Consider the following 23,505-nt stretch of genomic DNA (forward strand, 5'->3'; position numbering starts at 1 on the left):
GCAGATGCGCAACGAGGGACTGGGGTCGTGGCCCGCACGCCGGGCCCGCAAGACCCCGCACCGCACGGCACTGATCTCCGGCGGGCAGGCGACCGACTACGGCACCCTGCACGCCCGCACCACCCGCCTGGCCCACGCCCTGCGCGCCCTGGGCATCCGCCGCGGCGACCGCGTCGCCTACCTCGGCCCCAACCACCCCGCCTACCTGGAGACCCTGTTCGCGGCCGGCGTCCTCGGCGCGGTCTTCGTCCCCCTCAACACCCGCCTGGCCGGCCCCGAGATCGCCTACCAGCTCGGCGACTCCGGTGCCAGGGCCCTCCTCTACGGCCCCTCGCACGCCGGACTCGTCGCGGGCCTGCCCGGCACCACCGACGTCCGGACGTACGCCGAGGTCGGCCCGGAGTACGAGGAGCTGCTGTCGGCCGCGCCCGACGACCCGATCGACGAACCGGTCGCCCCCGACGACACCTGCATCATCATGTACACCTCGGGGACGACCGGCCGCCCCAAGGGCGCGATGCTCACGCACGCCAACCTGACCTGGAACGCGTTCAACGTCCTGGTCGACACCGACCTGATCGCCGACGAACGCGCCCTCGTCTCGGCCCCGCTGTTCCACACGGCGGGCCTGAACATGCTCACCCTGCCGGTCCTCCTGAAGGGCGGCACCTGCGTCCTGGTCGAGGCCTTCGACCCGGGGGCGACCCTCGACCTGATCGAACGGCACCGGATCACCTTCATGTTCGGCGTCCCGACGATGTTCGAGCAGGTGGCCAGACACCCGCGCTGGGCCGACGCGGACCTCTCCTCCCTCCGCATCCTGACCTGCGGCGGCTCCCCGGTCCCGACGCCCCTGATCGCCGCCTACCAGGAGCGCGGCCTGACCTTCCTCCAGGGCTACGGCATGACGGAGGCGTCCCCCGGCACGCTGTTCCTCGACGCCGAGCACGCGATCAGCAAGGCGGGCTCGGCCGGCGTGCCGCACTTCTTCAGCGACGTACGGGTCGTGCGGCCCGACCTGACCCCGGTCGAGGTCGGCGAGCCCGGCGAGATCACGGTCCGCGGACCCCATGTCATGCCCGGCTACTGGGGCCTGCCGGAGGAGACCGCGGCCTCCTTCGCGGACGGCTGGTTCCGCAGCGGGGACGCGGCCACGGTCGACGAGGACGGTTACGTCTTCGTCGTCGACCGCCTCAAGGACATGATCATCTCAGGGGGCGAGAACGTCTACCCCGCCGAGATCGAGGATCTGCTCCTCGCCCACCCCGACATCGTGGAGTGCGCGGTCATCGGCGTACCGGACGACAGGTGGGGCGAGGTGCCGCGCGCGGTGGTCGTGCCCCGCGAGGGCACCGTCCTCGACCTCGACGAGGTGCTCGCCTCGCTGACCGGGCGGCTCGCCAGGTACAAGCTCCCCAAATCGGTGGTGCTCGCCGACGAACTCCCGCGCACCGCCTCCGGAAAGCTCCTCAAGGCCCGCGTGCGCAAGCGCTACGGCTCTCCCGACTCCCAGCCAAGGAACCCCACATGACCGTCACCGTCAACGGCCTCGCCGAACTGAAGAAGATCGCGGGCAGCGACCTGGGCAGCAGCGACTGGATCGAGGTCACCCAGGACCGCATCGACACCTTCGCCGACGCCACCGGCGACCACCAGTGGATCCACGTCGACCCGGAGCGGGCGGCCGCGGGACCCTTCGGCGCCCCGATCGCCCACGGCTACCTCACCCTGTCGCTGTTCATCCCTCTGTTCACCGAGCTGCTGGACGTCCAGGGCGTCACCACGAAGGTCAACTACGGCCTGAACAAGGTCCGTTTCCCGTCCCCGGTGAAGGCCGGTTCCCGGATCCGGCTGGCCGCCCGGCTCGCGGAGGTCGAGGACGTGCCGGGCGGCGTGCAGATCGCCGTCGACGGGACGATCGAGATCGAGGGCGGCGCGAAGCCCGCGGCTGTACTCCAGAGCCTGTCGCGGTTCTACGCGTAGTGGGGAACTGCGGGCCGGTGGGGGCCGGTCGCGCAGTTCCCGGCGCCCCTGACGGGGCGCTTCACTCAGCTCAGTTCACCACGTCCACGAAGACCGGGTTCGAGTAGAACCAGGTGTCCGCCCACGGGTCGCCGCTGCCCGGCTCGTGCGGGATCGGGCCGTGCGGGTCGATGGACGCGCCCAGGTAGCCCGCGCCGTTGCGCTTGCCGTCACTGCCGCGCAGCCGGACGTAGAACGACTCGTCGCCCGCGGTGACCGGGAAGCGCAGCGTGTACGTGCCCTTGCGGCCGGAGACGTCCTTCGTCTGGACGACCCTGGTGTCGGGCGCCTGCCAGGTGTCGCGGTCGGCGACCGGGCCGCGCACCGCGCCCCGGATGACGTCGACGTGCGCCAACTGGGGCAGAATGCCGTGGGTGTTGGCCCTGGACGCGCTCGTCACCGTCACCTCGAGGGTGATCCGCTCGCCCTTGCGGACGCGCAGCCGCCCGCCGAGGGTGACGCCCCGGCCGTGGTCGCAGTCCCGCTTCAGCCGGACGTCGAGGCCGTCGAGCAGGTGGCCGTGGTCCAGCCAGACCCGGCCCGCGCGCAGGCCCGCCATCACCGCGCGGTAGCCGTACCCGGTGACGCCGACGTGGGTCCGGCTGAACTCGCCGGGCCAGAAGTCGGAGCCGGGCTGCGTGGTGTCGGTGTTGACCGGGTCGGGCAGCTTGCCGGTGTTGTCGAAGTTCTGCCCGGCCGGCCAGTCGCCGTTCTTCCAGGTGTCGAAGACCGTGCGGTGGTTGTCGGAGTTGGTGGTGATCGTGAAGAGCCTGCCCTCGGAGAGCATCGCGTCCCACAGGCCGCCGACGGTCGCGGTCGCCCAGTCGAAACCGCCGTACGTGACGTAGGCGCCCGTGGGGAAGCCCGCCCAGGACTGGGCCGACTGGCTGTTCTGGTACTCGCCGCGGATCGCGTTCGTACCGCCCCAGCCCGGGATCGCGGCACCCTGGGCGCCGGGTGCGCCCTCCATGCCGATCATGATCTCGGAGGCCGCGTCCCGCCAGTTGCGCATCTCGTGCGGGGAGTCGATGCCGAGCCGCAGCGGGTGGTTGGCGAGGACGAGGACGTCGTCCACGTAGCCGGTACGGCGCTGCTCGGCCAGCCACTGGATGGCCTTGACGGCGTGCGCCTCGTTGCGGGCGGTGTCCGTGGCGCCGGCCGAGCCCTCGGTGTAGCCGAGGAGCTTGCCGTCGTAGGCCAGCTCGAACTGCGTGAGCAGGTCGGTCTCGTGCGGTCCTGGCGCGGCGAACACCGTGCAGTGCTCGGCGGCCGGGATGTACCACTCCAGGCCCTGGAAGATCAGCTGGCGCGGGTTCTCGGCACGCGCCTTGAGGATCTCCGCGTGCTCCATCTTCGCGCCGTAGTAGGCGTGCCCGAAGTTGGAGTGCTCGTTGAACACCATCCAGTCCAGGCCGTACTTGGCGGCGGCCCGGGCCTGCTGGGAGAACGTGTACTTGGCGTCGTGGCTGTACACGGAGTGCACGTGGTGGTCGCCGACCAGGTAGGCGAGGCGCGGGTCCTCGCCGCCCAGGCCCTGGCGGGCGGGGGAGGCGGCGAACGCCGGGGTGGCCGCCGAGCCGAGCGCGAACGCGGCGCCGAACAGGCCCGCGCGGCGCAGGAGTCCACGCCTCGACATGCCCTGGGCGTCCAGGTCGGCGGGGGAGACGGCAGGGTCGGCCCAGGAGGGCAGCTGCTGCTCGGTCATGAAGATGATCCTCGTAACGGGGGTCAGTGGGTCATGAAGGAGGAGACGGGCAGGGCCCGCGCGACGATCCGGACGTCGCCGAGGCGGCCGTGCAGGATCTGGTCGATCTTGTCGGCGTACTCGTAGCCGCCGAGCAGCCAGGGCTTCCCGGAGGAGGCGATGCCGACCGCGGCGGCGTGCGGGTTGCGGGCCACCGGGCAGCCCTGCACGTACATCGTGGTGTGCTTGCCGTCGTTGACGACGGCGACGTGCCACCAGATCTCCGGGTCGGTCTCGTCGCCCCAGTTGGTGGCCAGCTGCCGCTGGTTGAGCGGGTGGACGGCCCACTGCGGGCCCGGACCGTCGGAGAGGGAGAGCGTGGCCAGCGGCTCGTCCGGGTCGTCGGTGACCGTGCCCACCGAGCCGTTGCGGCCCGTGCGGCTCACCAGCCCGGACCAGGCGTTGTGCGAGGCGTCCCAGTCGGCCGGCAGCCGGTAGAACGCCTCGATGGTGTAACCGTCCTTGAAGGTCGCCGAGTTGAGCGGGGCGCCGTCGACCGTCTTCAGGTAGGCGCCCTTCAGGGGCGACTTGTAACCGGTGAACTCCAGGCTGCCGTGGCCCGGCTGGTCCGGGTGGTGGTCCGCCGACCAGCCGAGGGTGCCGCCGCCCACCGAGACCACGGTGAGGTCGTTGCCGTTGCCGGACAGGTCACGGACCGTGCCGGAGACCGCCGAGTCGAACCGCCAGTAGGCGGCCGTGCCCCGGACCAGCAGCTGCGCGGCGGGCCGCGCCGGGCGGACCGGCACCGGGTCGAAGCCCTCGAAGCGGGCCGCGAAGTCGATGTCGACGGAGAAGCGGTCGCCGTCGCCGCTCAGCTCCATCTCCTGCCGCTCCAGCTCGTTCAGGCCCTTCTTGGCCCGGCCGAGGATCCACGGCGAGACCGTCTCCACGTCGATGACGTCGCGGTCCAGGTCGAAGTGGTAGAGACGGATCATCGCCGCGCCGCCGAAGTACCGGTTCTGGTAGTTCGTCAGGTGCAGGTGCACGTCGTTGCCGGCCGCGTTCTTGCGGGTCGCGCGACCGGCCGGCCAGTAGTGGCCGTTGAGGGTGAGGAAGATCTGGTCGTGCTCGTTGACCAGCTGGTCCCACAGCTGCTGCCCGTACGACGACAACTCGTCGTCGTCCACGACCAGTTCGTGCGTGGTGAGGATGACCGGCGTCTTCGGGTGCGCCGCGATGACGTCCTTCGCCCAGGCGTACCCCTTGGCCGACAGCCGCCAGTCCAGCGCCAGCACGAGCCACTCCCGCCCGGCCGCCCGGAACAGGTGGTAGGTGTTGTAGCCGTCCGCGGAGGCCCCGCCGAAGGTCGCCATGTCCTTGAAGCGCTGCGGCCCGAAGACGTCCAGGTACGGGGTGTCGCCGCGCTGGTCGTCCGTGGACGACCTGATGTCGTGGTTGCCGGCCAGCACGCTGTAGCCGACCCCGCGCCGGTCGAGGATCTCGAACGCCTTGCCGATCGCGGCGAACTCCTCCGTCGCCCCGTTCTGGGTGAGGTCGCCGAGGTGGGACAGGAAGACGATGTTGTCGTCGGACTCGCCGCCGTGCTCCAGGAGGTAGCGCAGCGACGCCTCGATGGGCGCCGGGTTGATGCTCGGCCCGTCGAAGAGGTACTGGGTGTCCGGCATCACCGCGAGGGTGAAGCGCCGGCTCTCCGGGTCGGGCCGCCGGCCGGAACCGGAGGACGACGCCTCGGCGACGGAAGGCAGCGCGACCCCGGCGGTGGCGGCGGCGCCCAGCAGCGCGGTCGCCCTGAGGAAGTTGCGTCGCCCGGCTCCGGCCTGCGCGGCCTCGCCCTGCGGGTGGTCATGCGAAGTACACACGTGTGCTCCGTGGGTATGCGGAAGTGACGGCGAAGGGCGTGGGGGGATCTCGGCAGACGGATCTCGGCAGACGGTTCTCAGAGCACGCGCAGGGTCCAGCTCCAGCGGTGGAGGCCCGGTGCGACGAGGTAGGACGGGAAGGTGTCGGGACCGCACGATGCCGTGCCGAGGCCCCGGTGCGCGGCGTCGACGTGGACCACGCAGCCGGCCCGCGGCACGAGTTCGTCGTGGTGGGTGACGGCGGTGAGGTCCTCGGCGCGGTAGCGGCTGACGGAGACCTGGCGGGGTTCGTCCAGCTCGACCGCGAGTCCGGTGGCGTCCGGCGCCGACAGCGTGAACCGCCGTACGCCGTGCCGGCCGCCGCTCTCCTGGGGCCGCAGATACGGGGTGAACAACGCGTCCACCGGCAGGGAGTGATGGCCGACCGGGGCTCCGGCGGCACGGTCGGGGTACGACTCCCAGGGACCCTGACCGAACCACTCCAGCAGATCGAGCCCGGCCACCGTCTCGAAGACCGAGCCGACCCGGGCCACGTCCGCGAACTCCTTGGGCAGCTCGGCCGACTCGTCGATCCGGACCCCGCCCTCGACCGGCGTGAACTCCTGCCGGTGCCGTACCACCCCGACCGTGCCGGCGTACTCCGCGAGCACGCTCACCCGGGCGCCGTCGCGGCGTACCGAGACCACCTTGCGGACCAGCTGGTCCAGGCCCCAGGCGCGCCAGCGCAGCGCCATCCCGCCCAGTTCGTCGTTGTCGGTGGGCGCCCGCCACAGCGACAGCGCCGGCGCGGCGGCCAGCAGCGGATGCAGCAGCAGCCCCTCGCCGTCCACCTCGACGGCCGGGCCCGCCGGCACCGGCGGCCCGAGCGGGTCCGCCGCCCGGAGCCGGATCTGCGGCGTGCAGACCTCCGTACCGGCCGGCGCCCACGCCTGGTCCTCGGCGACCGTCACCCGCAGCGTCAGCCACGCCTCGCCGCCGTCCGCCGGCACCTCGAACGGCAGCGGTACGGCCGCCGTCTCGCCGGGGCACAGCTCGGGCAGCTCGGCCGGGCCGGTCAGGGTACGGCCGTCGGCAAGCGCCAGCTCCCAGGTACCGGCGAGCCAGTCGAAGCCCCGGAAGTGCTGGTGGTTGGCGAGCACGATGCCCTCGTGCCGGAAGCACCGGATGCGGACCGGCGCCGCGATCTCCCGGTGCTCGTACATCGCGGGCTTCGGGGTGCGGTCGGGGAAGACGATGCCGTCCGCGACGAACGCCCCGTCGTGCAGGGCCTCGCCGAAGTCGCCGCCGTACGCCCAGCGGTGGCCGGGCGCGGCGACACCGTTGTCGTACAGTCCGGCGCCCGTGCGCCCGGCCGGTCTTCCGTCGCTCACCCGCTGGAGAATTCCGTGGTCCCAGAACTCCCAGATGAACCCGCCCTGAAGACCCGGAGTGGACTCGATGGCGGCCCAGTGGTCGGCCAGCGTGCCGTTGCTGTTGCCCATCGCGTGGGAGTACTCGCACTGGATCAGCGGTTTCGTCTGCTCCCCGGACAGGGCGTGGGCGACACAGTCCTCCAGCGCCGCGTACATCGGGCAGGCGATGTCGGAGGCCACGTCCGGATCCGCCCAGCCGAGTTTGGCGGCCCCCTCGTACTGGATCGGCCGGGTCGGGTCGTGCCGCCGCACCCAGCCCGCCGCCGCGTCGTGGTTCGCCCCGTAGTCGGACTCGTTGCCCAGCGACCAGATGATGATCGAGGGGTGGTTCTTGTCGCGCAGCACCATGCGCGAGACCCGGTCCACGAAGGCGTTCAGGTAGCGCGGGTCGTCGGCGATCTCGTGGGCGTGGTCGTGGGACTCGATGTCCGCCTCGTCGACGACGTAGAAGCCCAGTTCGTCGGCGAGGTCGTACAGCGCCGGGTCGTTCGGGTAGTGCGAGGTGCGGATCGCGTTGAACCCGAACCGCTTCAGCACCGCCAGGTCGGCGCGCATGTCGTCGTACGACACCGTCCGCCCGGTCAGCGGGTGGAAGTCGTGCCGGTTGACGCCCCGGATGAACACCCGCTCGCCGTTGACGAGCAGGTCCCGGCCGGTGATCTCGACGTCCCGGAAGCCGACGCGGTGGTACGACGTGTCGGCGACCGTGCCGTCGGCGCGGTGCAGCCGGACGGTCAGCCCGTACAGCTCGGGCTGCTCCGCGTTCCAGGTGCGCACCTCGGGCACGGTGGCGCGGATGCGGGCCTCGCCGAGGAAGTCGGAGACCCGGTCGTCCTCGGTGTTGAGCCGGTCGAACTCGGCGTCCTGCGCGAGGGGTTCGCCGTCGAGGTCCCCGGTGACGTACCAGCCCTCGGGCAGCGCCCGGTCGCCCGCCGCGTTCCGCACCTGGCAGTCCACCCGCAGCTCGCCGTCCCGTCGCGCCCGCACGGTCACGTCCGCGAGCCGGAACGGGTCGGTCGCGTACAGCAGCACCGACCGGGTGATCCCGCCGTGCCACCAGTGGTCCTGGTCCTCGACGTGCGTGGCGTCCGACCACTTGACGACGGTGAGCCTGAGGACCGACCGCGCGCCGGGGCGGACCGCGTCGGTCAGGTCGAACTCGGCCGCCAGGTGCGAGTCCTTGGAGACGCCGACGGGCCGTCCGTCGACGTGCACCAGGAGCACGCTCTCGGCCGCGCCGACCTGGAGCACGATCCGGCGCCCGGCCCACTCCGCGGGGACGTCCAGCTCACGCTCGTAGACCCCGGTCGGGTTGGCGGCGGGGGAGGCCGGCGGGAACTCGCGGAACGGCATGGTGACGTTCGTGTACTGCGGCAGGTCGTCGGTGTCCTGCACGGTCCAGGCGCCGGGGACGTGCGCCGTGGCCCAGGAGCCGCCGACCGGCGCGTCCGGAGCCGGCAGCAACTGGAAACGCCAGTCGCCGTCCAGGGGGAGCGCTCCGGTGCGCCGGTCGACGGCGTTCATGGGGAGCCGGCCCCAGGAGGTCAGCTCGGGTGCCTCCCAGGGGCGGAGGGCGAACAGCGGGTCGGTGGGAAGTTCGTCGGTCATGACCATTCCGAAGTCGGTGGGGTGGGGCTGGGCAGGACCCGCCCGGCCAGGCCCCAGTCCGGGTCGACGGGGATGCCGAGCCGGTCCAGGACGGTGGGGGCGATGTCGACGAGCCGGGGCGAGTCGAGCCGGGTGCCGGCGGGCGTGCCGGGCTCGGCGAGGACGACGAAGACCTCGCGCTCGGCGCGGGTGTCGCCGCCGTGGCCGCCGGTGTCGAGGTGCCCGTGGTCGGTGGTGACCAGCACGGTCCACCGCTCGCCGGAGCCGCGGGCGTCGACCGCCGTGAGCAGCCGCCCGAGGTGGGCGTCCTGGGCGAGCAGGGCGGCGTCGTAGGCGGCGGAGAGCGGGCCGGTGGCGTGGGCGGCCTCGTCGGTGCCGCCGAAGTACACGAAGAGCAGGTCCGGGTCGTGTTCGGTGAGCCAGCGGACGGCGGTGCGCGCGACGAGGTCGTCCGCGGTCGCGTAGCCGTCGGTCTCGCCGTCGTGATGCACCCGCCGGCCGACGGCGGGGCCGAGGGTGCCGCGGTGGACCAGCTCCGGCCAGGAGACCACGGCGGCGGTGCGCAGACCGGGGCGGGCGGCGCCGGCCCGGCTGAGGAAGTCGGGGTAGCGGGTGTAGTCGGCGCCCGCGAAGTCGTTGCCGGTGACCCCGTGCCGGTCGGGCCACACCCCGGTCAGCACGCTGGACCAGCCGGGCCCGGAGTCGGTGTAGGCCATGCTCGTCCACGGCCCGCCCTCGGCCTGGCCGTCGGCCTCGCCGTACGGCAGCAGGCTGGTGCCGTGGGCGCCCCGGGCCAGCAGGCCGTGCAGGACGGGGGCGTGGGCCGCGGAGCGGACCAGCCGGTCGTTCCGCAGCCCGTCCATGCCGACCACGAGCACCTTGTCCCGGGGGGTGCCGTCCCGGCCGCCTGGCACGGCACGGCGCCGGGCGAACGGCAGGCGGGCGGAGGGCCCCTTGCCCTCCGCTGCCCGCGTCCGCTCGGCGTCGGTGTCCGTCACCGGATCCCTCCTCTGTCCTGCGCGTGCCGCGCGGGCCGGTCCGTCCCGCGCGGGTCAGGTGCCCTGTACCGCGCCCTCGGTGGCGCCCGCGATGAAGCCGCGGGCGAAGACGGCGAAGACCAGCACCAGCGGGAGCGACGCCATCAGGACCCCGGCCATGACCATGCTGTAGTCGGTGGTGTGGCCGACGTTGAGCTGGGCCAGCTCCACCTGGAGCGTCACGTGGTCGGGGTTGGTGAGCACGATGAGCGGCCAGACGTAGTCGTTCCAGGCCCCGACGAAGGCGTAGATGGCGAGGAAGGACAGCGCGGGCCGGATCATCGGCAGCGCGATGTTCCAGTACTGGCGGAAGAACCCGGCGCCGTCGATGCGCGCGGCGTCGAGGAGTTCGTCGGGCACGCCGTTCTCGATGTACTGGCGCAGCCAGAAGATGCCGAAGGCGTTGGCCAGGGCGGGCGGGACCAGCGCCTTGAGCATGCCGACCCAGCCGATGTTCGACATGAGGATGAACTGCGGCAGGATCGCCAGCTGCAGCGGCAGCATCATGAACAGCAGCAGCGTGCCGAAGAGCACCTTGCGGCCGGGGAAGTCGAACTTGGCGAAGGTGAAGGCCGCCAGCGAGTCGATGAAGAGCACCAGGACGGTGGTGACGGTCGCGACGATGACCGTGTTGAGCATCGACCCGAAGAAATCGATGGTGTTCAGCACATGCCGGATGTTCTCCAGCAGGTGGGAGCCGAAGGTGAACTTCGGCGGGCTCTTGTAGATGTCCTGGGTGGTGTTGGTCGCCATGACGATCGTCCACACGAACGGGAAGACCGAGAGCAGGACGGCCGCCATGAGGATGATGTGCGCGGTCAGGCCCTTGGGGCGGCGCAGCCGCCGCGGGCGCGGGGCCGGCCGCGCCGGGTCGGCTTTCGTGACGGCCGTGGTGTCGGCTGTGGTCACGGCTTCCTCCCTCGTTGGGTGATGCGCCAGTTGACGGCGACGAGGACGATGATCAGCAGGAAGAAGGCCCACACGATGGCGGCGCCGTAGCCGTAGTCGTTGTTGAGGAAGGCCGACTGGTAGAAGTACAGCAGCGTGGTCAGACCGGCCTGTCCCGGGCCGCCGAGGTTCGCGTTGGCGGCGTTGCTGGCGAACAGGACCTGGGGCTCGCTGAAGCTCTGCAGACCGTTGATCGTCGAGATGATGACGGTGAACAGGATGATCGGCCGCATGATCGGGACGGTGATCTGGAAGAACGTGCGGACCGGGCCGGCGCCGTCCATCTTCGCCGCCTCGTAGATCGAGGTCGGGATCGCCTGGAGACCGGCCAGGTAGATGATCATGTTGTAGCCGGTCCACATCCAGGTCATCAGCAGCGAGATGACCACCTTGATCAGCCACGGGTTGCTCAGCCACGGCACCGGCGAGATGCCGACCGTGCCCAGAATCGCGTTGACCAGGCCGAAGTTGTTGCTGAACACCGCGCCGAAGAAGATCGCCACAGCCACGATCGAGGTGACGTTCGGCACGTAGAGGGCGATCCGGTAGAAGCCCTTGAAGCGGCGCACCGAGTGCAGCAGCGTGGCCAGCACCAGGGCGCCCAGCAGGGTGGGCACGGTGGACAGCACCCAGATCACCAGGGTGTTGCGGATCGACAGCCAGAAGACCGGGTCCGACCACAGGAACCTGAACTGCTGCAGGCCCACGAACTGCATGTCGCCGAGGCCGTCCCAGCGCTGGAAGGCCAGGTACAGCGAGTAGAAGACCGGGAAGAACGAGAACGCGGCGAAGATCAGGTAGAACGGCGAGATCGCCAGGTACTGGCGCCAGTACGCCAGCGGGCCGCGCCGCTTGGGCCGTGCGGTGGTGCCCGCGGGCGTGGCGCGCCGTGGGCGGAACCGGGCCGGGCCCGGCCCGCCGCGGTGTTCGGGCACCGCGGCGGGACCGGTCACCGGAGGGGATGTCACCTCAGTTCACCCCCTGCCGCCGGGCGATCTGCTTGGCCTGGCTGACCGCGTCGTTCCAGGCGTCGTCGGGCTTCTTGCCCTTGGCCTCGATGTTGGTCAGCTCCGTCATGTACGGGGCCATGACGGCCGCGTCGGCCGGCGCCTCGTAGCTGTTCGGGACGGCCTTGGCGGCCGGGCCGAAGACCTCGATGATCTTCTGCCCGCCGAAGAAGGCGTCCGGGCCCGTCATGGCCGGCATGGCGTACGCGGCCGGGGCGGCCGGGAAGATGGCGGCGTCGGTGAAACCGCGGGCGTCGTTGGCGGGGCTGAGGATCCAGCTGATGATCTTGAAGGCTTCCTCGGGGTTCCGGCACTGCCTGGGCAGCGCCAGGTAGGAGCCGCCCTGGTTGGACGGTCCGACCGGGTTCGCGCAGACCCGCCACTTGCCCTTGGTCTGCGGCGCGGCCTGCTCGATGTCCAGCGCGTGCCAGGCCGCGCCGAGCTCGGTGAGCAGGTTCTTGCCGACGGCTGCGTTCCAGCTGTTGTCGTTGATCTTGGCGTCGATGCCCAGGGTGTACGGGCGGACGGCCGTGGTCCACGCGCTGCGGATGTGGTCCTTGTCACCGATGAAGTGGTTGTTCTTGTCGATGAACCGCTGGGTGCCCTGGCCGACCACGATGTTGAAGACGGAGCCGATGTTGTTGACCAGGAAGGTGCCGGGGTTCTTCTTCTGCAGCTCGGTGCCGAGCGTGAAGTAGTCCTCCCAGGTCGTGACCAGGGCGGCGACCTTGTCGGGGTCGGTGGCCACGCCGGCCTTGGCGAACAGGTCCTCGCGGTAGAAGAGCGCGGTGGGGCCGATGTCGATCGGGAAGCCGATCTGCTTGCCGTCGGAGGTCTGGGCGAGCTTGGTCTTCCAGCCCAGGTACTGCGAGGAGAGCTTCTTGAAGCCCAGGTCGTTCAGGTCGAGGAAGCGGGAGGCGTTGGGCAGGAAGGAGGCTATGTCCTCGCCCTTGATGCCGGTGATGTCGGGCACGGAGGAGCCGCCCGCGGCGAGGGTGGTGGTGAGCTTCTGCTTGAAGTCGCCGCCGATGGACGAGGCGGTCAGCTTGACCGAACCGCTGAAGTGGGTCTTCGCCTCCGCGACCACCTTGTCGCTGAGCGCACCGCCCCAGTACCACAGGGTGAGGTTCTTGCCGTTCTTGGTACCGCCCGATCCGGAGCCGCCGCATGCGACGGTCAGGCCGGACGCGGCCGCGGTGAGTGCGGCGGCCTGGAGGAAGCCTCTACGTGAAAGGTCCACGGGTCACTCCTGTTGTTCCTGTTCGTGGTACTGAGGGGCGTTGGTGCTGTGGATCGTGGGGGCTGTGGGGCTGTGGGGCTGTGGGGCTGTGGGGCGTTGGGTGTCGTGCTGTGGGGCTTTGGGGCCGCGAGGCCGTCGGACTGCGGGCGGGTGCGGGTCAGGTGTGCCGGGCGGGCGGGGTGACCGGGGCGTGCCGCACCGGGGGGCCCACGTCCGCCGGCAGGCGGTCGGCGAGGAAGCCGTAGGTCTTCTTCAGTTCGGGATCGGTCAGTGAGCGCCACCAGCGGTCGACGCCGTACCAGCCGGGGGCCGCGAGGGCGCCGCCGTGGTGCTGTACGGAGAGCCCGGCCGCGAGGACCGCGAACCGCAGCCGCTCGGCCAGCGGCCAGCCGCCCAGGGAGGCGGTGACGAAGCTCGCCCCGAACACGTCCCCGGCGCCCGTGGCGTCCAGGACGCCGACGTCGAGGGCCGGGACCTCGGCGTACTCGCCGGTGGTCTGGTCGACGGCGACCGCGCCGTCCCCGCCCCGGGTGACGACCGCCACCGGCACCAGCTCGGCGAGCGTACCGAGGGCCGCGACCGCGCTGTCGGTGCGGGTGTAGGCCATCGCCTCGGTCTCGTTCGGGAGGAAGGCGTGGCACAGGGCGAGCTGGTCGAGGAGGTCGCGGGACCACTCCTGGGTGGGGTCCCAGCCGACGTCTGCGTAGACGTGGGTGCCGTTGGCGGCCGCCTTGGCGATCCACTCGCGGGGCTCGGCCTCGATGTGCACGAGCGCGGTGCGCGCCTCGGGCGGGTCGCCCATCAGCGTGTCCTGCGAGTACGGGGGTTCCTGGCCGTGCGTGACGAGGGCCCGGTCGTGGCCTGCGGCGAGCGAGACGGTGACGGGGGTGGGCCAGCCGTCCGCGGTGCGGGAGAGCGAGAGGTCGATGTCCTCCTGGTCGCACAGGACGTCCCGGCAGTACTCGCCGTAGAAGTCGTCACCGAAGACCGTGGCCAGCGAGGTGCGCAGGCCGAAGCGGGACGCGGCCACCGCGAGGTTCGCGATGCCGCCGGGGCCGCAGCCCATGCCGGCCGTCCAGATCTCCTCGCCCGGCGTCGGCGGCTTGCCGAGCCCCGTGAGGACGAGGTCGTAGAAGAGCAGCCCGGTCAGCAGCACATCGGGCCTGTCGTCGTCCACGTGCGCAGCCTCTCGTCAAAACTCGTCATTTTCGATGACGGGAATCGTGCGCTGCTCGGAGAGATTGGTCAATACCCGAGCAGAACTGAGCATGGATTTGATTGAAGATGACGAGTAGTGTTCGCCGCGTGCTGGCAGAACGACGACACCAACTCATCCTGCGGGCCCTGCGCGCCGGTGGCCCCGCCTCTGTGACCGACCTCTCCGAGCAGTTGAGCGTGAGTCCGGCCACCATCCGGCGCGACCTGGTCAAGCTGGAGGAGGACGGGCTGCTCACACGTGTCCACGGCGGCGCCGTCGTCGAGGAGGGCGACCAGCCCTTCGCCGAGGTCGCCGAGGTGCGGGTGGCCGAGAAGGACGCGATAGCCGCGTGCGCGGCGGCGCTGGTCAAGGACGGCCAGTCGGTGCTGCTCGACATCGGCACCACGGCCTTCCGGCTCGCCCGCCAGCTGCACGGCCGCCGCCTCACCGTGATCACCAGCAACCTGGTGGTCTACGAGGAGCTCGCCGACGACGAGGGCATCGAACTGGTGCTGCTCGGCGGCATGCTCAGGCGCGAGTACCGCTCCCTGGTCGGGTTCCTCACCGAGGACAACCTGCGCCAGCTGCACGCCGACTGGCTGTTCCTCGGCACCAGCGGGGTGCGGCCCGGCGGGCAGGTGATGGACACGACGGTCGTGGAGGTGCCGGTCAAGCGCGCCATGATCGGGGCGAGCGACAAGGTCGTGCTGCTCGCCGATACCGCCAAGTTCCCGGGCACGGGCATGGCGAAGGTCTGCGGTCCCGGGGACCTGGACATGGTGGTGACCAACGCGCCGGTGGACCCGGCGACCCGAGCCGCCCTGGAGGAGGCCGGTGTCGAGGTGGTCCTGGCAGGAAAGGCTCAAACGTGAAACTGACGATTCTGGGCGGCGGCGGGTTCCGCGTGCCGCTCGTGTACGGCGCACTGATGACGGACCGGGCCGAGGGGCGGGTCACCGAGGTCGTGCTGCACGATCTCGACGCCGGCCGGCTGTCCGCGGTCGCCCGGGTCCTGGCCGAACAGGCGGCGGGCGTCCCGGACGCCCCCGCCGTGACCGCCACGACCGACCTGGACGAGGCCATCACCGGCGCCGACTTCGTCTTCTCGGCGATCCGGGTCGGCGGCCTGGAGGGCAGGGCGAACGACGAGCGGGTGGCCCTCGCCGAGGGCGTCCTCGGCCAGGAGACGGTCGGCGCGGGCGGCATCGCCTACGGCCTGCGGACCGTGCCCGTCGCCGTCGACATCGCCCGGCGGGTGGCCCGGCTCGCCCCCGACGCCTGGGTCATCAACTTCACCAACCCCGCGGGCCTGGTCACCGAGGCCATGTCCCGGCACCTCGGCGACCGGGTCATCGGCATCTGCGACTCCCCGGTGGGGCTCGGCCGCCGGATCGCCCGGGTGCTCGGCGGGAACCCGAAGGAGGCCTGGATCGACTACGTCGGTCTCAACCACCTCGGCTGGGTCCGCGGCCTGCACATCGAGGGCCGCGACGAGCTCCCGCGCCTGCTCGCCGACCCCGACCTGCTCGGCTCCTTCGAGGAGGGCAAGCTCTTCGGCGTCGACTGGCTCCAGTCCCTGGGCGCGATCCCGAACGAGTACCTGCACTACTACTACTTCAACCGCGAGGCCGTCCGCGCCTACCAGCAGGCCGAGAAGACCCGCGGCGCGTTCCTGCGCGACCAGCAGGCGCACTTCTACGAGGCGGTCGCCGCCCCGGGTTCGAAGGCCCTGGACGTCTGGGACCGCACCCGCGCCGAGCGCGAGGCCACCTACATGGCCGAGAACCGGGAGACGGCCGGCGCCGGCGAACGCGACGCCGACGACCTCTCCGGCGGCTACGAGAAGGTCGCCCTCGCCCTGATGCGGGCCATCGCCCGCGACGAGCGCACCACCCTGATCCTCAACGTCCGCAACCGCTCCACCCTCTCGGTGCTCGACGGCGAGGCCGTCATCGAGGTGCCCTGCCTGGTCGACGCCAACGGCGCCCACCCCGTCGCCGTCGCCCCGCTGCCCGACCACGCCACCGGCCTGGTCTGCGCGGTCAAGGCGGTCGAGCGCGAGGTGCTCGCCGCGGCCGAGTCCGGCTCCCGTACGACGGCCGTGAAGGCGTTCGCGCTGCACCCGCTGGTCGACTCGGTGAACGTGGCCCGCCGGCTGGTCGAGGGGTACGCCGAGGTCCACCCGGGCCTCGCGTATCTTAAGTAGTCAGCCGCTCGGAAAGCGCTTTCCATCCTTCTTCTGGAGACTTCCATGCACGACGAACGCCGCCGGATCGAGGAGCGCGTAGAGCGCCTCCAGAACCAGCGCATCAAGCCCGCGGTCTACGCGGCCACCGTCCCCTTCGAGGTGTCCGCCTGGCAGGCCCCCGGGGAGCCGGTGCCCTTCGAGGAGGCCGCGGCCGCCGCCTACGAGCCGTTCGCGATGGACACCCCGTGGGGCCCGCCCTGGGGCACCACCTGGTTCCGGATGCACGGCCGGGTCCCCGAGGAGTTCGCGGGCCGCCGCGTCGAGGCCGTCATCGACCTCGGCTTCGTCGGCGACTGGCCGGGCAACCAGGCCGAGGCCCTGGTCCACCTCGCCGACGGGACCCCGCTGAAGGCGGTCAACCCGCTCAACCAGTACGTGCGGATCGCGAACCCGGCGACCGGCGGCGAGGTGATCGACTACCTGGTCGAGGCCGCCTCCAACCCCGACATCCTGGCCAACAACTTCGAGGCCCCGACGCCGCTCGGCGACGTCCTGACGGCGGGCGACAAGCCGCTCTACACCTTCAAGCGCGCCGACATCGCCGTCCTCGACGAGGACGTCTGGCACCTCGACCTGGACATCCAGGTGCTGCGCGAGCTGATGCTGGAGCTCGGCGAGCACGACCCGCGCCGGCACGAGATCGCGCACGCCCTCGACCGCGCGATGGACCTGCTCGACCTGGACGACGTCTCCGGCTCGGCCGCCGCGGTCCGCGAGGCCCTGAAGCCGGCGCTCTCCAAGCCCGCGCACGCCAGCGCGCACATCATCTCCGGCGTCGGCCACGCGCACATCGACTCGGCCTGGCTCTGGCCGATCCGCGAGACCAAGCGCAAGACCTCCCGCACCTTCTCCAACGTCACCTCGCTCGCCGAGGAGTACGACGAGTTCGTCTTCGCCTGCTCGCAGGCCCAGCAGTACGAGTGGGTGCGCGACAACTACCCGCAGGTCTGGGCCCGGATCCAGGAGTCGGTCAAGAAGGGCCAGTGGGCGCCGGTCGGCGGCATGTGGGTGGAGTCCGACGGCAACCTGCCCGGCGGCGAGGCGGTCGCCCGCCAGTTCGTGCACGGCAAGCGGTTCTTCATGGAGCACTTCGGGGTCGAGACCAAGGGCGTGTGGCTGCCGGACTCCTTCGGCTACAACGCGGCCTACCCGCAGATCGCCAAGCTCGCCGGCAACGACTGGTTCCTCACCCAGAAGATCTCCTGGAACCAGACCAACAAGTTCCCCCACCACACCTTCTGGTGGGAGGGCATCGACGGCACCCGTATCTTCACGCACTTCCCGCCCGTCGACACCTACAACGCCCGCTTCAGCGGCGAGGAGATGTCCCGCGCGGTCCGCAACTACGCCGAGAAGGGCGGCGCCACCCGCTCGCTGGCCCCGTTCGGCTGGGGCGACGGCGGTGGCGGTCCCACCCGCGAGATCATGGAGCGGGCCCGCCGCCTGAAGGACCTGGAGGGCTCCGCGAAGGTCGAGGTCGAGCACCCGGACGCGTTCTTCGCCAAGGCCCGCGCCGAGTACGAGGACGCCCCGGTCTGGGTCGGCGAGCTCTACCTGGAGCTGCACCGCGCCACCTACACCTCGCAGGCCCGCACCAAGCAGGGCAACCGGCGCAGCGAGCACAAGCTCCGCGAGGCCGAGCTGTGGGCGACCACGGCCGCCCTGCACGCGCCCGGCTACCGCTACCCGCACGAGAAGCTCGACCGTCTCTGGAAGACGGTCCTGCTCCACCAGTTCCACGACATCCTGCCGGGCTCCTCGATCGCCTGGGTGCACCGCGAGGCCGAGGCCGAGTACGCCCGCGTCGCCGAGGAACTGGAGGCGCTCACCGGCGAGGCGGTCACCGCCCTGGGCGGCGGCACCGCCCGCGTCTTCAACACCAGCCCCTACGGCCGCGCCGAGGTCGTCCGGGACGCCGCGGGCACCCCTGTGTACGTCGAGGTCCCCGCGAGCGGCAGCGCCCCGCTGACGGCCGCCGCCGAGGCCCCGCGGCCGGTGACCGTCGAGGGCCGCGTCCTCGACAACGGACTCGTCCGGGTGGAGATCGCCGAGGACGGCACCCTGTCGTCGGTGTACGACCACCGAGCCGGGCGCGAGGTCCTCGCGGGCCAGGGCAACCTGCTCCGCCTGCACACCGACCTCCCGAACTACTGGGACGCCTGGGACGTCGACAAGCACTACAAGAACCGCTACACCGACCTCCTGGACCCCTCGGAGATCACGGTCGCCGACGCGGACCCGCTGCTCGGCTCGGTCCGGATCACCCGCCCGTTCGGCAACGGCTCGACGATCACCCAGACGGTCACCGTCCGGGCCGGCAGCCCCCGGATCGACTTCGAGACCGACATCGACTGGCACGAGGCCGAGAAGTTCCTCAAGGCCGGCTTCCCGGTGGACATCCGCGCCGCGCACTCCTCCGCCGAGATCCAGTTCGGCCACGTCCAGCGGCCCACGCACACCAACACCAGCTGGGAGGCGGCCCGCTTCGAGGTCTCCGGCCACCGCTGGGTGCACGTCGGGGAGCCCGGCTACGGCGTCGCCGTCATCAACGACTCGACGTACGGCCACGACGTCTCCCGCACGGTCCGCGAGGACGGCGGTACGACCACCACGGTCCGGCTCTCCCTGGTGCGCGCCCCGCGCATCCCGGACCCGGGCGCCGACCAGGGCCGCCACCGCATCACGTACTCGCTGCTGCCGGGCGCCACCATCGGGGACGCCGTCGCCGAGGGCTACGCGCTCAACCTCCCGCTGCGGGTGGCCGACGCGGCAGGCGAGCCGCAGCCGGTCGTCTCGGTGGACGGCGACGGCGTCACCGTCGAGGCCGTCAAGCTCGCGGACGACGGCTCCGGCGATGTCGTGGTCCGGCTCTACGAGTCCCGGGGCGGCCGTGCCCAGGGCGTCCTGCGCACCGGCTTCCCGCTGGCCGGCGCCCGGGTCACCGACCTCCTGGAGCGTCCCCTGGAGGACGCCTCCACCGACGGTGACACCGTCTCCGTGGCGCTGCGCCCCTTCCAGATCCTCACCCTCCGCCTGCGCAGGAGCTGACCGGATGGCCATGCAACCCTGGTTCACCGACGCCAAGCTGGGGATCTTCGTGCACTGGGGCATCTACGCCGTGGACGGGGTCCAGGAGTCCTGGTCCTTCTACGACGACATCGTGCCGCACGAGCGGTACATGTCCCAGCTGGACCGCTTCACCGGCGCCGAGTACGACCCGAAGGCGTGGGCGGACCTGTTCGCCCGCGCCGGCGCGAAGTACGCCGTGCTCACCAGCCGTCACCACGACGGTGTCGCCCTCTGGGACACGGCGTACGGCGACCTCAACCTGGGCAAGGACTACCTCGGCCCGTACGCCGGGGCCCTGCGCGAGAAGGGGCTGAAGGTCGGCCTCTACTACTCGCACTCCGACTGGAACCACCCCGACTACGCCTCCACGCGCAAGCCGGGCCGCCCGCCGGAGCTGGAGGACAACCGCTACTCGGAGGTGGCCGCCGAGCACGAGGACCTGGCCGCCTGGGAACGCTTCATCGCCTACCGGGACGGCCAGATGACGGAGCTGGCCTCCCGCTTCCGGCCGGACCTGATGTGGTTCGACGGGGAGTGGGACCGCAGCGAGGAGCAGTGGCGGATCCCCGAACTCGCCGCGCTGATCCGGTCGTACGTCCCGCACGTCGTCTTCAACGCGCGGATGCTGAGCGAGGGCGACTACGCGACGCCCGAGCAGGGCGCCCCCGTCGTGCCGCCGGACGGGCCGTGGGAGCTGTGCCTGACGATCAACGACTCGTGGGGGTACCAGCACCACGACCACAACCACAAGTCCCTCTCCCAGCTGATCCGCTACTTCACCGAGACCATCGGGGGCGGCGGCAACCTGCTCCTCGACGTCGGTCCCATGGAGGACGGCACCATCCCGCAGCCGCAGGTGGAGCGCCTGGAGGGGCTGGGGGAGTGGATCCGCAGGCACGCGGAGGCGGTGTACGGGACCGGGCGCGGCCTGCCGGCCGGGCACCACTACGGCCCGAGCACCCTCTCCGCCGACCGGCGCACCCTCTACCTCACCCTGTTCGACGTCCCGCGCGCCGAGATCGGCGTCCGGGGCCTGGCGGCCAAGGTGAACAGGGTCACCGTGCTCGGCACCGGCACCGAGCTCGGCCACCGGGTGGTCGGCGGGCTGCACGAGGCGGTCGGCGTGCTGTGGATCGACCCGCCGGCCGCGGCCGACCTCGACCCGTACGCCACCGTCCTCGCCGTCGAGCTGGACGGGGAGCTGGAGCTGTACCGGGGATCCGGCCGCTTCTGACCCGGTTCGGGTCCGAAGTCCGGATTTCTCATATGAAGAATTAAGAGAACGGTAAACCAGCAGGTCACGGCGGCTTTTCGGGCCGCCGTGACCCTGTTGGTTTCCCTCTTGGACACCTTGAGTTCGCCTGACACCCCTGGGATGCGGGACGGCAGGGACGACAGAAAGGCATCACCGTGCGAGACCCGCGAATGTCAGCGATCGCCAAGGGGCTCAAGCGCCGGGGCCGGCTCATGGCACAGGCGGTGAGCCCGCCGCGCAAGACCCTGGACGCCATCCCGACCCAGCGCCCCGCCGAGCGGCCGCAGCAGGCCGCTCCCGACTTCACGGCGCCGCTCGCCCCGCGCCTGGTGGAGTCCCCGGCCTTCGTGCTCTCCTCGGTGCGCTCCGGCTCCACGCTGCTGCGGGTCCTGCTGAACAGCCACAGCCGCATCCGCGCCCCGCACGAGATGCACCTGCGCACGGTCCACGTCCGCATGTCCCGGGAGTTCACCGCGGACGCCATGAAGGAGCTCGCCCTCGACCGCGAGGAGCTGGAGCACGTGCTGTGGGACCGGGTGCTGCACCTGGAGCTCAGCCGCAGCGGCAAGGACGTCATCGTCGACAAGACGCCGCCGAACACCCTCATCTGGCCCCGGCTGCACCGATGTTGGCCCGAGGCCCGGTTCATCCTGCTGCTGCGCCACCCGGGCGCCGTCATCCAGTCCCTGACCAGCCGCCGCGCCGACCCCGACCACGAGGCGATCCGCGCCGAGGTGCTGAGCTACGCGGAGAAGCTCGAAGAGGCCCGCCAGAACCTCACCGGCGCCCACGTCATCACGTACGAGGACCTCACCGCCGACCCGGAGCGGGTCACCCGCGACCTGTGCGCGTACCTGGGCGTCCCGTGGGAGAGCGGCATGCTCGACTACGGCAAGCAGGACCACGGCACGTTCCGGCCGAAGCTCGGCGACTGGAGCAAGGAGATCAAGTCCGGCAGGATCCAGGCCGCCCGCCAGGCCGACCCGGCCGCCGAGCTCCCGCCCCGCCTCGCCGAGATAGCGAAGGCGTGGGGATACCCGGTCTAGGCATCCCCACGCCTCGGTAGCGGCCGGTCCCGATGCTCAGCCGGTGAAGCCGGCCGTGATCGAGGTGAACTGCCAGTCGCTCTGGCTGATGCCGGAGCAGTTGCTCACCACGCCGCCGCCCGCGCAGCCGCGGTCCCGGTTCGCCGCCCAGAACGCGAGCCGGGCGATGTGGTGCGAGTTCCCCCAGTCACGGATCTGCGTCCAGATCGCCGGAGTGGTGTTCTCCTGCTGGTCGGACAGGCCGTTCATGCCGGAGATCCCGATGTGGGCGTAGGCCGTCGCGTCGTCCCAGCCGAACGTGGACTTCAGCTTGGTCTTCAGCCCCTCGGCCGCGGCCACGGTGTTGCCGTACATGTCGGAGCCGCCGCCGAAGTCGAACGGCATGATCGTGAAGACGTCGATGTCGGCGCCGATCGACTGGGCCTGCTCGATCAGCCGGTTGCCGTAGTACGTCGGCCCGGTGGTGGACGTGCCGAACGTGACGATCGTCTTCAGGCCGGGGTTGTTTGCCTTGACCGTCTTCAGGGCCGTCAGGATCCTCGCCTGCACGGCCTCGTTCTCGAACTCGTCGGTGTTCTCGATGTCCATGTCGACGGATTTGAGACCGTAGGCGCTGATCACCTTCTGGATCGCCCCGGCCAGCGCGCTCGCCGAGGAGCAGTTGGCGCCGAGCTTGCTGCCCTGCCAGCCGCCGAAGGACGGGGTGACGTCACCGCCGGCCGCCCGGATCTGGTTGATCGCGGTCTGGTCGACGCCCCCGGTCAGCGCCCGGCTGCCGTCCCAGGCCGGGTTGCAGCCGCCCGAGTCCAGCACGAAGGCCATGGTGAAGTTCTTGATACCGGTCGCGTTCATCACGGTCGACGGGTTCGGCGGGTCGCCCCAGCCCTCGTAGAGGTAGGGCGCGGCCTGCTTGAAGCCGGTCCCGCCGCCGCTGCCCGCGCTCGTCGTCACGGAGACGGAGTTGGAGGCCGCCGACACGTTCCCGGCCGCGTCCCGCGCCTTCACCGTGAACGTGTACGCCGTACTGGCCGACAGCCCGCTCACCGTGGCGGAGGTCCCGGAGACGCTCGTCGCCAGGGTCGACCCGCGGTAGACGTCGTACGCCGCCACCCCGACGTTGTCCGTCGCGGCCGACCACGACAGGGACACGCTCGACGAGGTCTTCCCGGTGGAGGTCAGGTTCGCCGGCGCGGTGGGCGCCTGGGTGTCGGAGCCGCCGCCGGGCCCGTCGAGGCTGATGTCGTCGGCGTAGTACGTCCCCTGGGCGTACCACCCGTGCAGGTAGATCTGGGCGCTGGTCTGCGAGGCCCCGGTGGTGAAGGAGACCGTCAGCTGGCTGTACTGGGACGCCGAGGTCGTCCAGGTGGACGCGCCCCCGGTCACCCCGAGGTAGACGTACGAGCCGCGCACCCAGCCGCTGAGCGAGTAGGTGGTGTTGGGCTGCACCGCGACGGTCTGCGTGCACTGGGCGGTGTCACTGGCGCTCGCGGCCCCCGCGAGCGCCTTCGAGCCGCCGTGCACGGGGGAGGACACGACCGAGCCGAGGTTCCCGGAGCAGGACCACGGCGAGAGGCTCCCCGACTCGAAGCCGGGGTTGGACAGGATGTTGGCCGCCTGCGCGGTACCGGGCAGCGCGATAGCCCCGGCGAGCGCGAGAGCGGCGGACCCGAGCAGGGCGAATATCCGACGTCTGGAACGTCTGAGCGAGTTGCGCACGCGATCTCCCTGAAGGAATGGGGGTGTTCGGGAGTTGCACGAAGGTGCAAGGATGTGCGCAACAAATTTGGTCTGGACCAATCCCCCTGTCAAGAAGACGAACGTGAATTGGTCCATACCGGCGAGACGAGACGC

The 23,505-nt window shown here is 71.2% G+C and carries 16 protein-coding genes; 7 read left to right on the forward strand and 9 right to left on the reverse strand.

Features of this window, described 5'->3' with window-relative positions; translation table 11 throughout:
- Window positions 1-4: 4 nt before the first annotated feature.
- Window positions 5-1,531 carry a long-chain fatty acid--CoA ligase gene (locus ACGF5O_RS44280; RefSeq protein WP_393815618.1) on the forward strand — a complete coding sequence of 509 codons (1,527 nt, stop codon included), beginning with the start codon at window positions 5-7 and terminating at the stop codon, window positions 1,529-1,531.
- Window positions 1,528-1,983, forward strand: coding sequence for a MaoC family dehydratase (locus ACGF5O_RS44285; protein ID WP_393815619.1), 456 nt, complete (start codon window positions 1,528-1,530; stop codon window positions 1,981-1,983). Before ACGF5O_RS44280 ends, ACGF5O_RS44285 begins: the two co-directional genes overlap by 4 nt.
- A 70-nt stretch (window positions 1,984-2,053) precedes the next feature.
- Here the strand turns inward: ACGF5O_RS44285 and ACGF5O_RS44290 are convergent, their stop codons facing one another.
- The 8 genes from ACGF5O_RS44290 to ACGF5O_RS44325 all read right to left on the reverse strand — a co-directional run bounded on the left by ACGF5O_RS44290 (window position 2,054) and on the right by ACGF5O_RS44325 (window position 14,015).
- Complete coding sequence (locus tag ACGF5O_RS44290) at window positions 2,054-3,727, reverse strand: histidinol-phosphatase (RefSeq protein WP_393815620.1); 1,674 nt, start codon at window positions 3,725-3,727, stop codon at window positions 2,054-2,056.
- 23 nt (window positions 3,728-3,750) lie between these two features.
- Entirely contained in the window at window positions 3,751-5,586 is a 1,836-nt protein-coding gene (locus ACGF5O_RS44295; RefSeq protein WP_393815621.1) for a LamG-like jellyroll fold domain-containing protein, read from the reverse strand.
- Between the two features lie 77 nt (window positions 5,587-5,663).
- A complete protein-coding gene (locus ACGF5O_RS44300; protein WP_393815622.1) occupies window positions 5,664-8,606 on the reverse strand; it encodes a glycoside hydrolase family 2 TIM barrel-domain containing protein in 2,943 nt (980 codons plus the stop codon).
- Window positions 8,603-9,520, reverse strand: a complete 918-nt coding sequence (locus ACGF5O_RS44305; RefSeq protein WP_393815678.1) for an alkaline phosphatase family protein — start codon at window positions 9,518-9,520, stop codon at window positions 8,603-8,605. Before ACGF5O_RS44305 ends, ACGF5O_RS44300 begins: the two co-directional genes overlap by 4 nt.
- 138 nt (window positions 9,521-9,658) lie before the next feature.
- Window positions 9,659-10,582: a carbohydrate ABC transporter permease gene (locus ACGF5O_RS44310; RefSeq protein WP_393815679.1), complete on the reverse strand. Its 924-nt coding sequence runs from the start codon at window positions 10,580-10,582 to the stop codon at window positions 9,659-9,661.
- Complete coding sequence (locus tag ACGF5O_RS44315; RefSeq protein WP_393815680.1) at window positions 10,549-11,526, reverse strand: carbohydrate ABC transporter permease; 978 nt, start codon at window positions 11,524-11,526, stop codon at window positions 10,549-10,551. The genes ACGF5O_RS44310 and ACGF5O_RS44315 overlap by 34 nt, the downstream gene beginning before the upstream one ends.
- Before the next feature lie 34 nt (window positions 11,527-11,560).
- A complete protein-coding gene (locus ACGF5O_RS44320) occupies window positions 11,561-12,838 on the reverse strand; it encodes an ABC transporter substrate-binding protein (protein ID WP_393815623.1) in 1,278 nt (425 codons plus the stop codon).
- 157 nt (window positions 12,839-12,995) lie between these two features.
- On the reverse strand, window positions 12,996-14,015 hold the full coding sequence (locus ACGF5O_RS44325) for a carbohydrate kinase family protein (RefSeq protein ID WP_393815624.1): 1,020 nt from the start codon (window positions 14,013-14,015) through the stop codon (window positions 12,996-12,998).
- A gap of 128 nt (window positions 14,016-14,143) precedes the next feature.
- Here ACGF5O_RS44325 and ACGF5O_RS44330 point away from each other — a divergent pair, with 128 nt between their 5' ends.
- The 5 genes from ACGF5O_RS44330 to ACGF5O_RS44350 all read left to right on the forward strand — a co-directional run bounded on the left by ACGF5O_RS44330 (window position 14,144) and on the right by ACGF5O_RS44350 (window position 21,654).
- Complete coding sequence (locus tag ACGF5O_RS44330; protein ID WP_393815625.1) at window positions 14,144-14,908, forward strand: DeoR/GlpR family DNA-binding transcription regulator; 765 nt, start codon at window positions 14,144-14,146, stop codon at window positions 14,906-14,908.
- Window positions 14,905-16,242 (forward strand): 6-phospho-beta-glucosidase, encoded by a 1,338-nt coding sequence (locus tag ACGF5O_RS44335; RefSeq protein ID WP_393815626.1) that lies wholly within the window; start codon window positions 14,905-14,907, stop codon window positions 16,240-16,242. Before ACGF5O_RS44330 ends, ACGF5O_RS44335 begins: the two co-directional genes overlap by 4 nt.
- 45 nt (window positions 16,243-16,287) lie before the next feature.
- The gene (locus ACGF5O_RS44340) at window positions 16,288-19,332 is read left to right on the forward strand and encodes an alpha-mannosidase (RefSeq protein WP_393815627.1); all 3,045 of its coding nucleotides are present in this window, start codon (window positions 16,288-16,290) and stop codon (window positions 19,330-19,332) included.
- 4 nt (window positions 19,333-19,336) lie between these two features.
- On the forward strand, window positions 19,337-20,587 hold the full coding sequence (locus tag ACGF5O_RS44345; protein ID WP_393815628.1) for an alpha-L-fucosidase: 1,251 nt from the start codon (window positions 19,337-19,339) through the stop codon (window positions 20,585-20,587).
- 191 nt (window positions 20,588-20,778) lie between these two features.
- Window positions 20,779-21,654 carry a sulfotransferase family protein gene (locus tag ACGF5O_RS44350; RefSeq protein WP_393815629.1) on the forward strand — a complete coding sequence of 292 codons (876 nt, stop codon included), beginning with the start codon at window positions 20,779-20,781 and terminating at the stop codon, window positions 21,652-21,654.
- 36 nt (window positions 21,655-21,690) lie between these two features.
- Here the strand turns inward: ACGF5O_RS44350 and ACGF5O_RS44355 are convergent, their stop codons facing one another.
- Window positions 21,691-23,370 carry a carbohydrate binding domain-containing protein gene (locus ACGF5O_RS44355; protein WP_393815630.1) on the reverse strand — a complete coding sequence of 560 codons (1,680 nt, stop codon included), beginning with the start codon at window positions 23,368-23,370 and terminating at the stop codon, window positions 21,691-21,693.
- Between the last annotated feature and the right edge of the window lie 135 nt (window positions 23,371-23,505).

It is taken from the genome of Streptomyces sp. NPDC048291, assembly GCF_043201715.1.
In the GTDB taxonomy this organism is placed as follows: Bacteria; Actinomycetota; Actinomycetes; order Streptomycetales; family Streptomycetaceae; genus Streptomyces.

Bases quoted from the DNA above. Each gene is read 5' to 3' on its own strand.
- ACGF5O_RS44280 (WP_393815618.1), top strand. From the start codon at position 5: ATGCGCAACGAGGGACTGGGGTCGTGGCCCGCACGCCGGGCCCGCAAG.
- ACGF5O_RS44285 (WP_393815619.1), top strand. From the start codon at position 1,528: ATGACCGTCACCGTCAACGGCCTCGCCGAACTGAAGAAGATCGCGGGC.
- ACGF5O_RS44290 (WP_393815620.1), bottom strand. From the start codon at position 3,727: ATGACCGAGCAGCAGCTGCCCTCCTGGGCCGACCCTGCCGTCTCCCCC.
- ACGF5O_RS44300 (WP_393815622.1), bottom strand. From the start codon at position 8,606: ATGACCGACGAACTTCCCACCGACCCGCTGTTCGCCCTCCGCCCCTGG.
- ACGF5O_RS44340 (WP_393815627.1), top strand. From the start codon at position 16,288: ATGCACGACGAACGCCGCCGGATCGAGGAGCGCGTAGAGCGCCTCCAG.
- ACGF5O_RS44345 (WP_393815628.1), top strand. From the start codon at position 19,337: ATGGCCATGCAACCCTGGTTCACCGACGCCAAGCTGGGGATCTTCGTG.
- ACGF5O_RS44350 (WP_393815629.1), top strand. From the start codon at position 20,779: ATGTCAGCGATCGCCAAGGGGCTCAAGCGCCGGGGCCGGCTCATGGCA.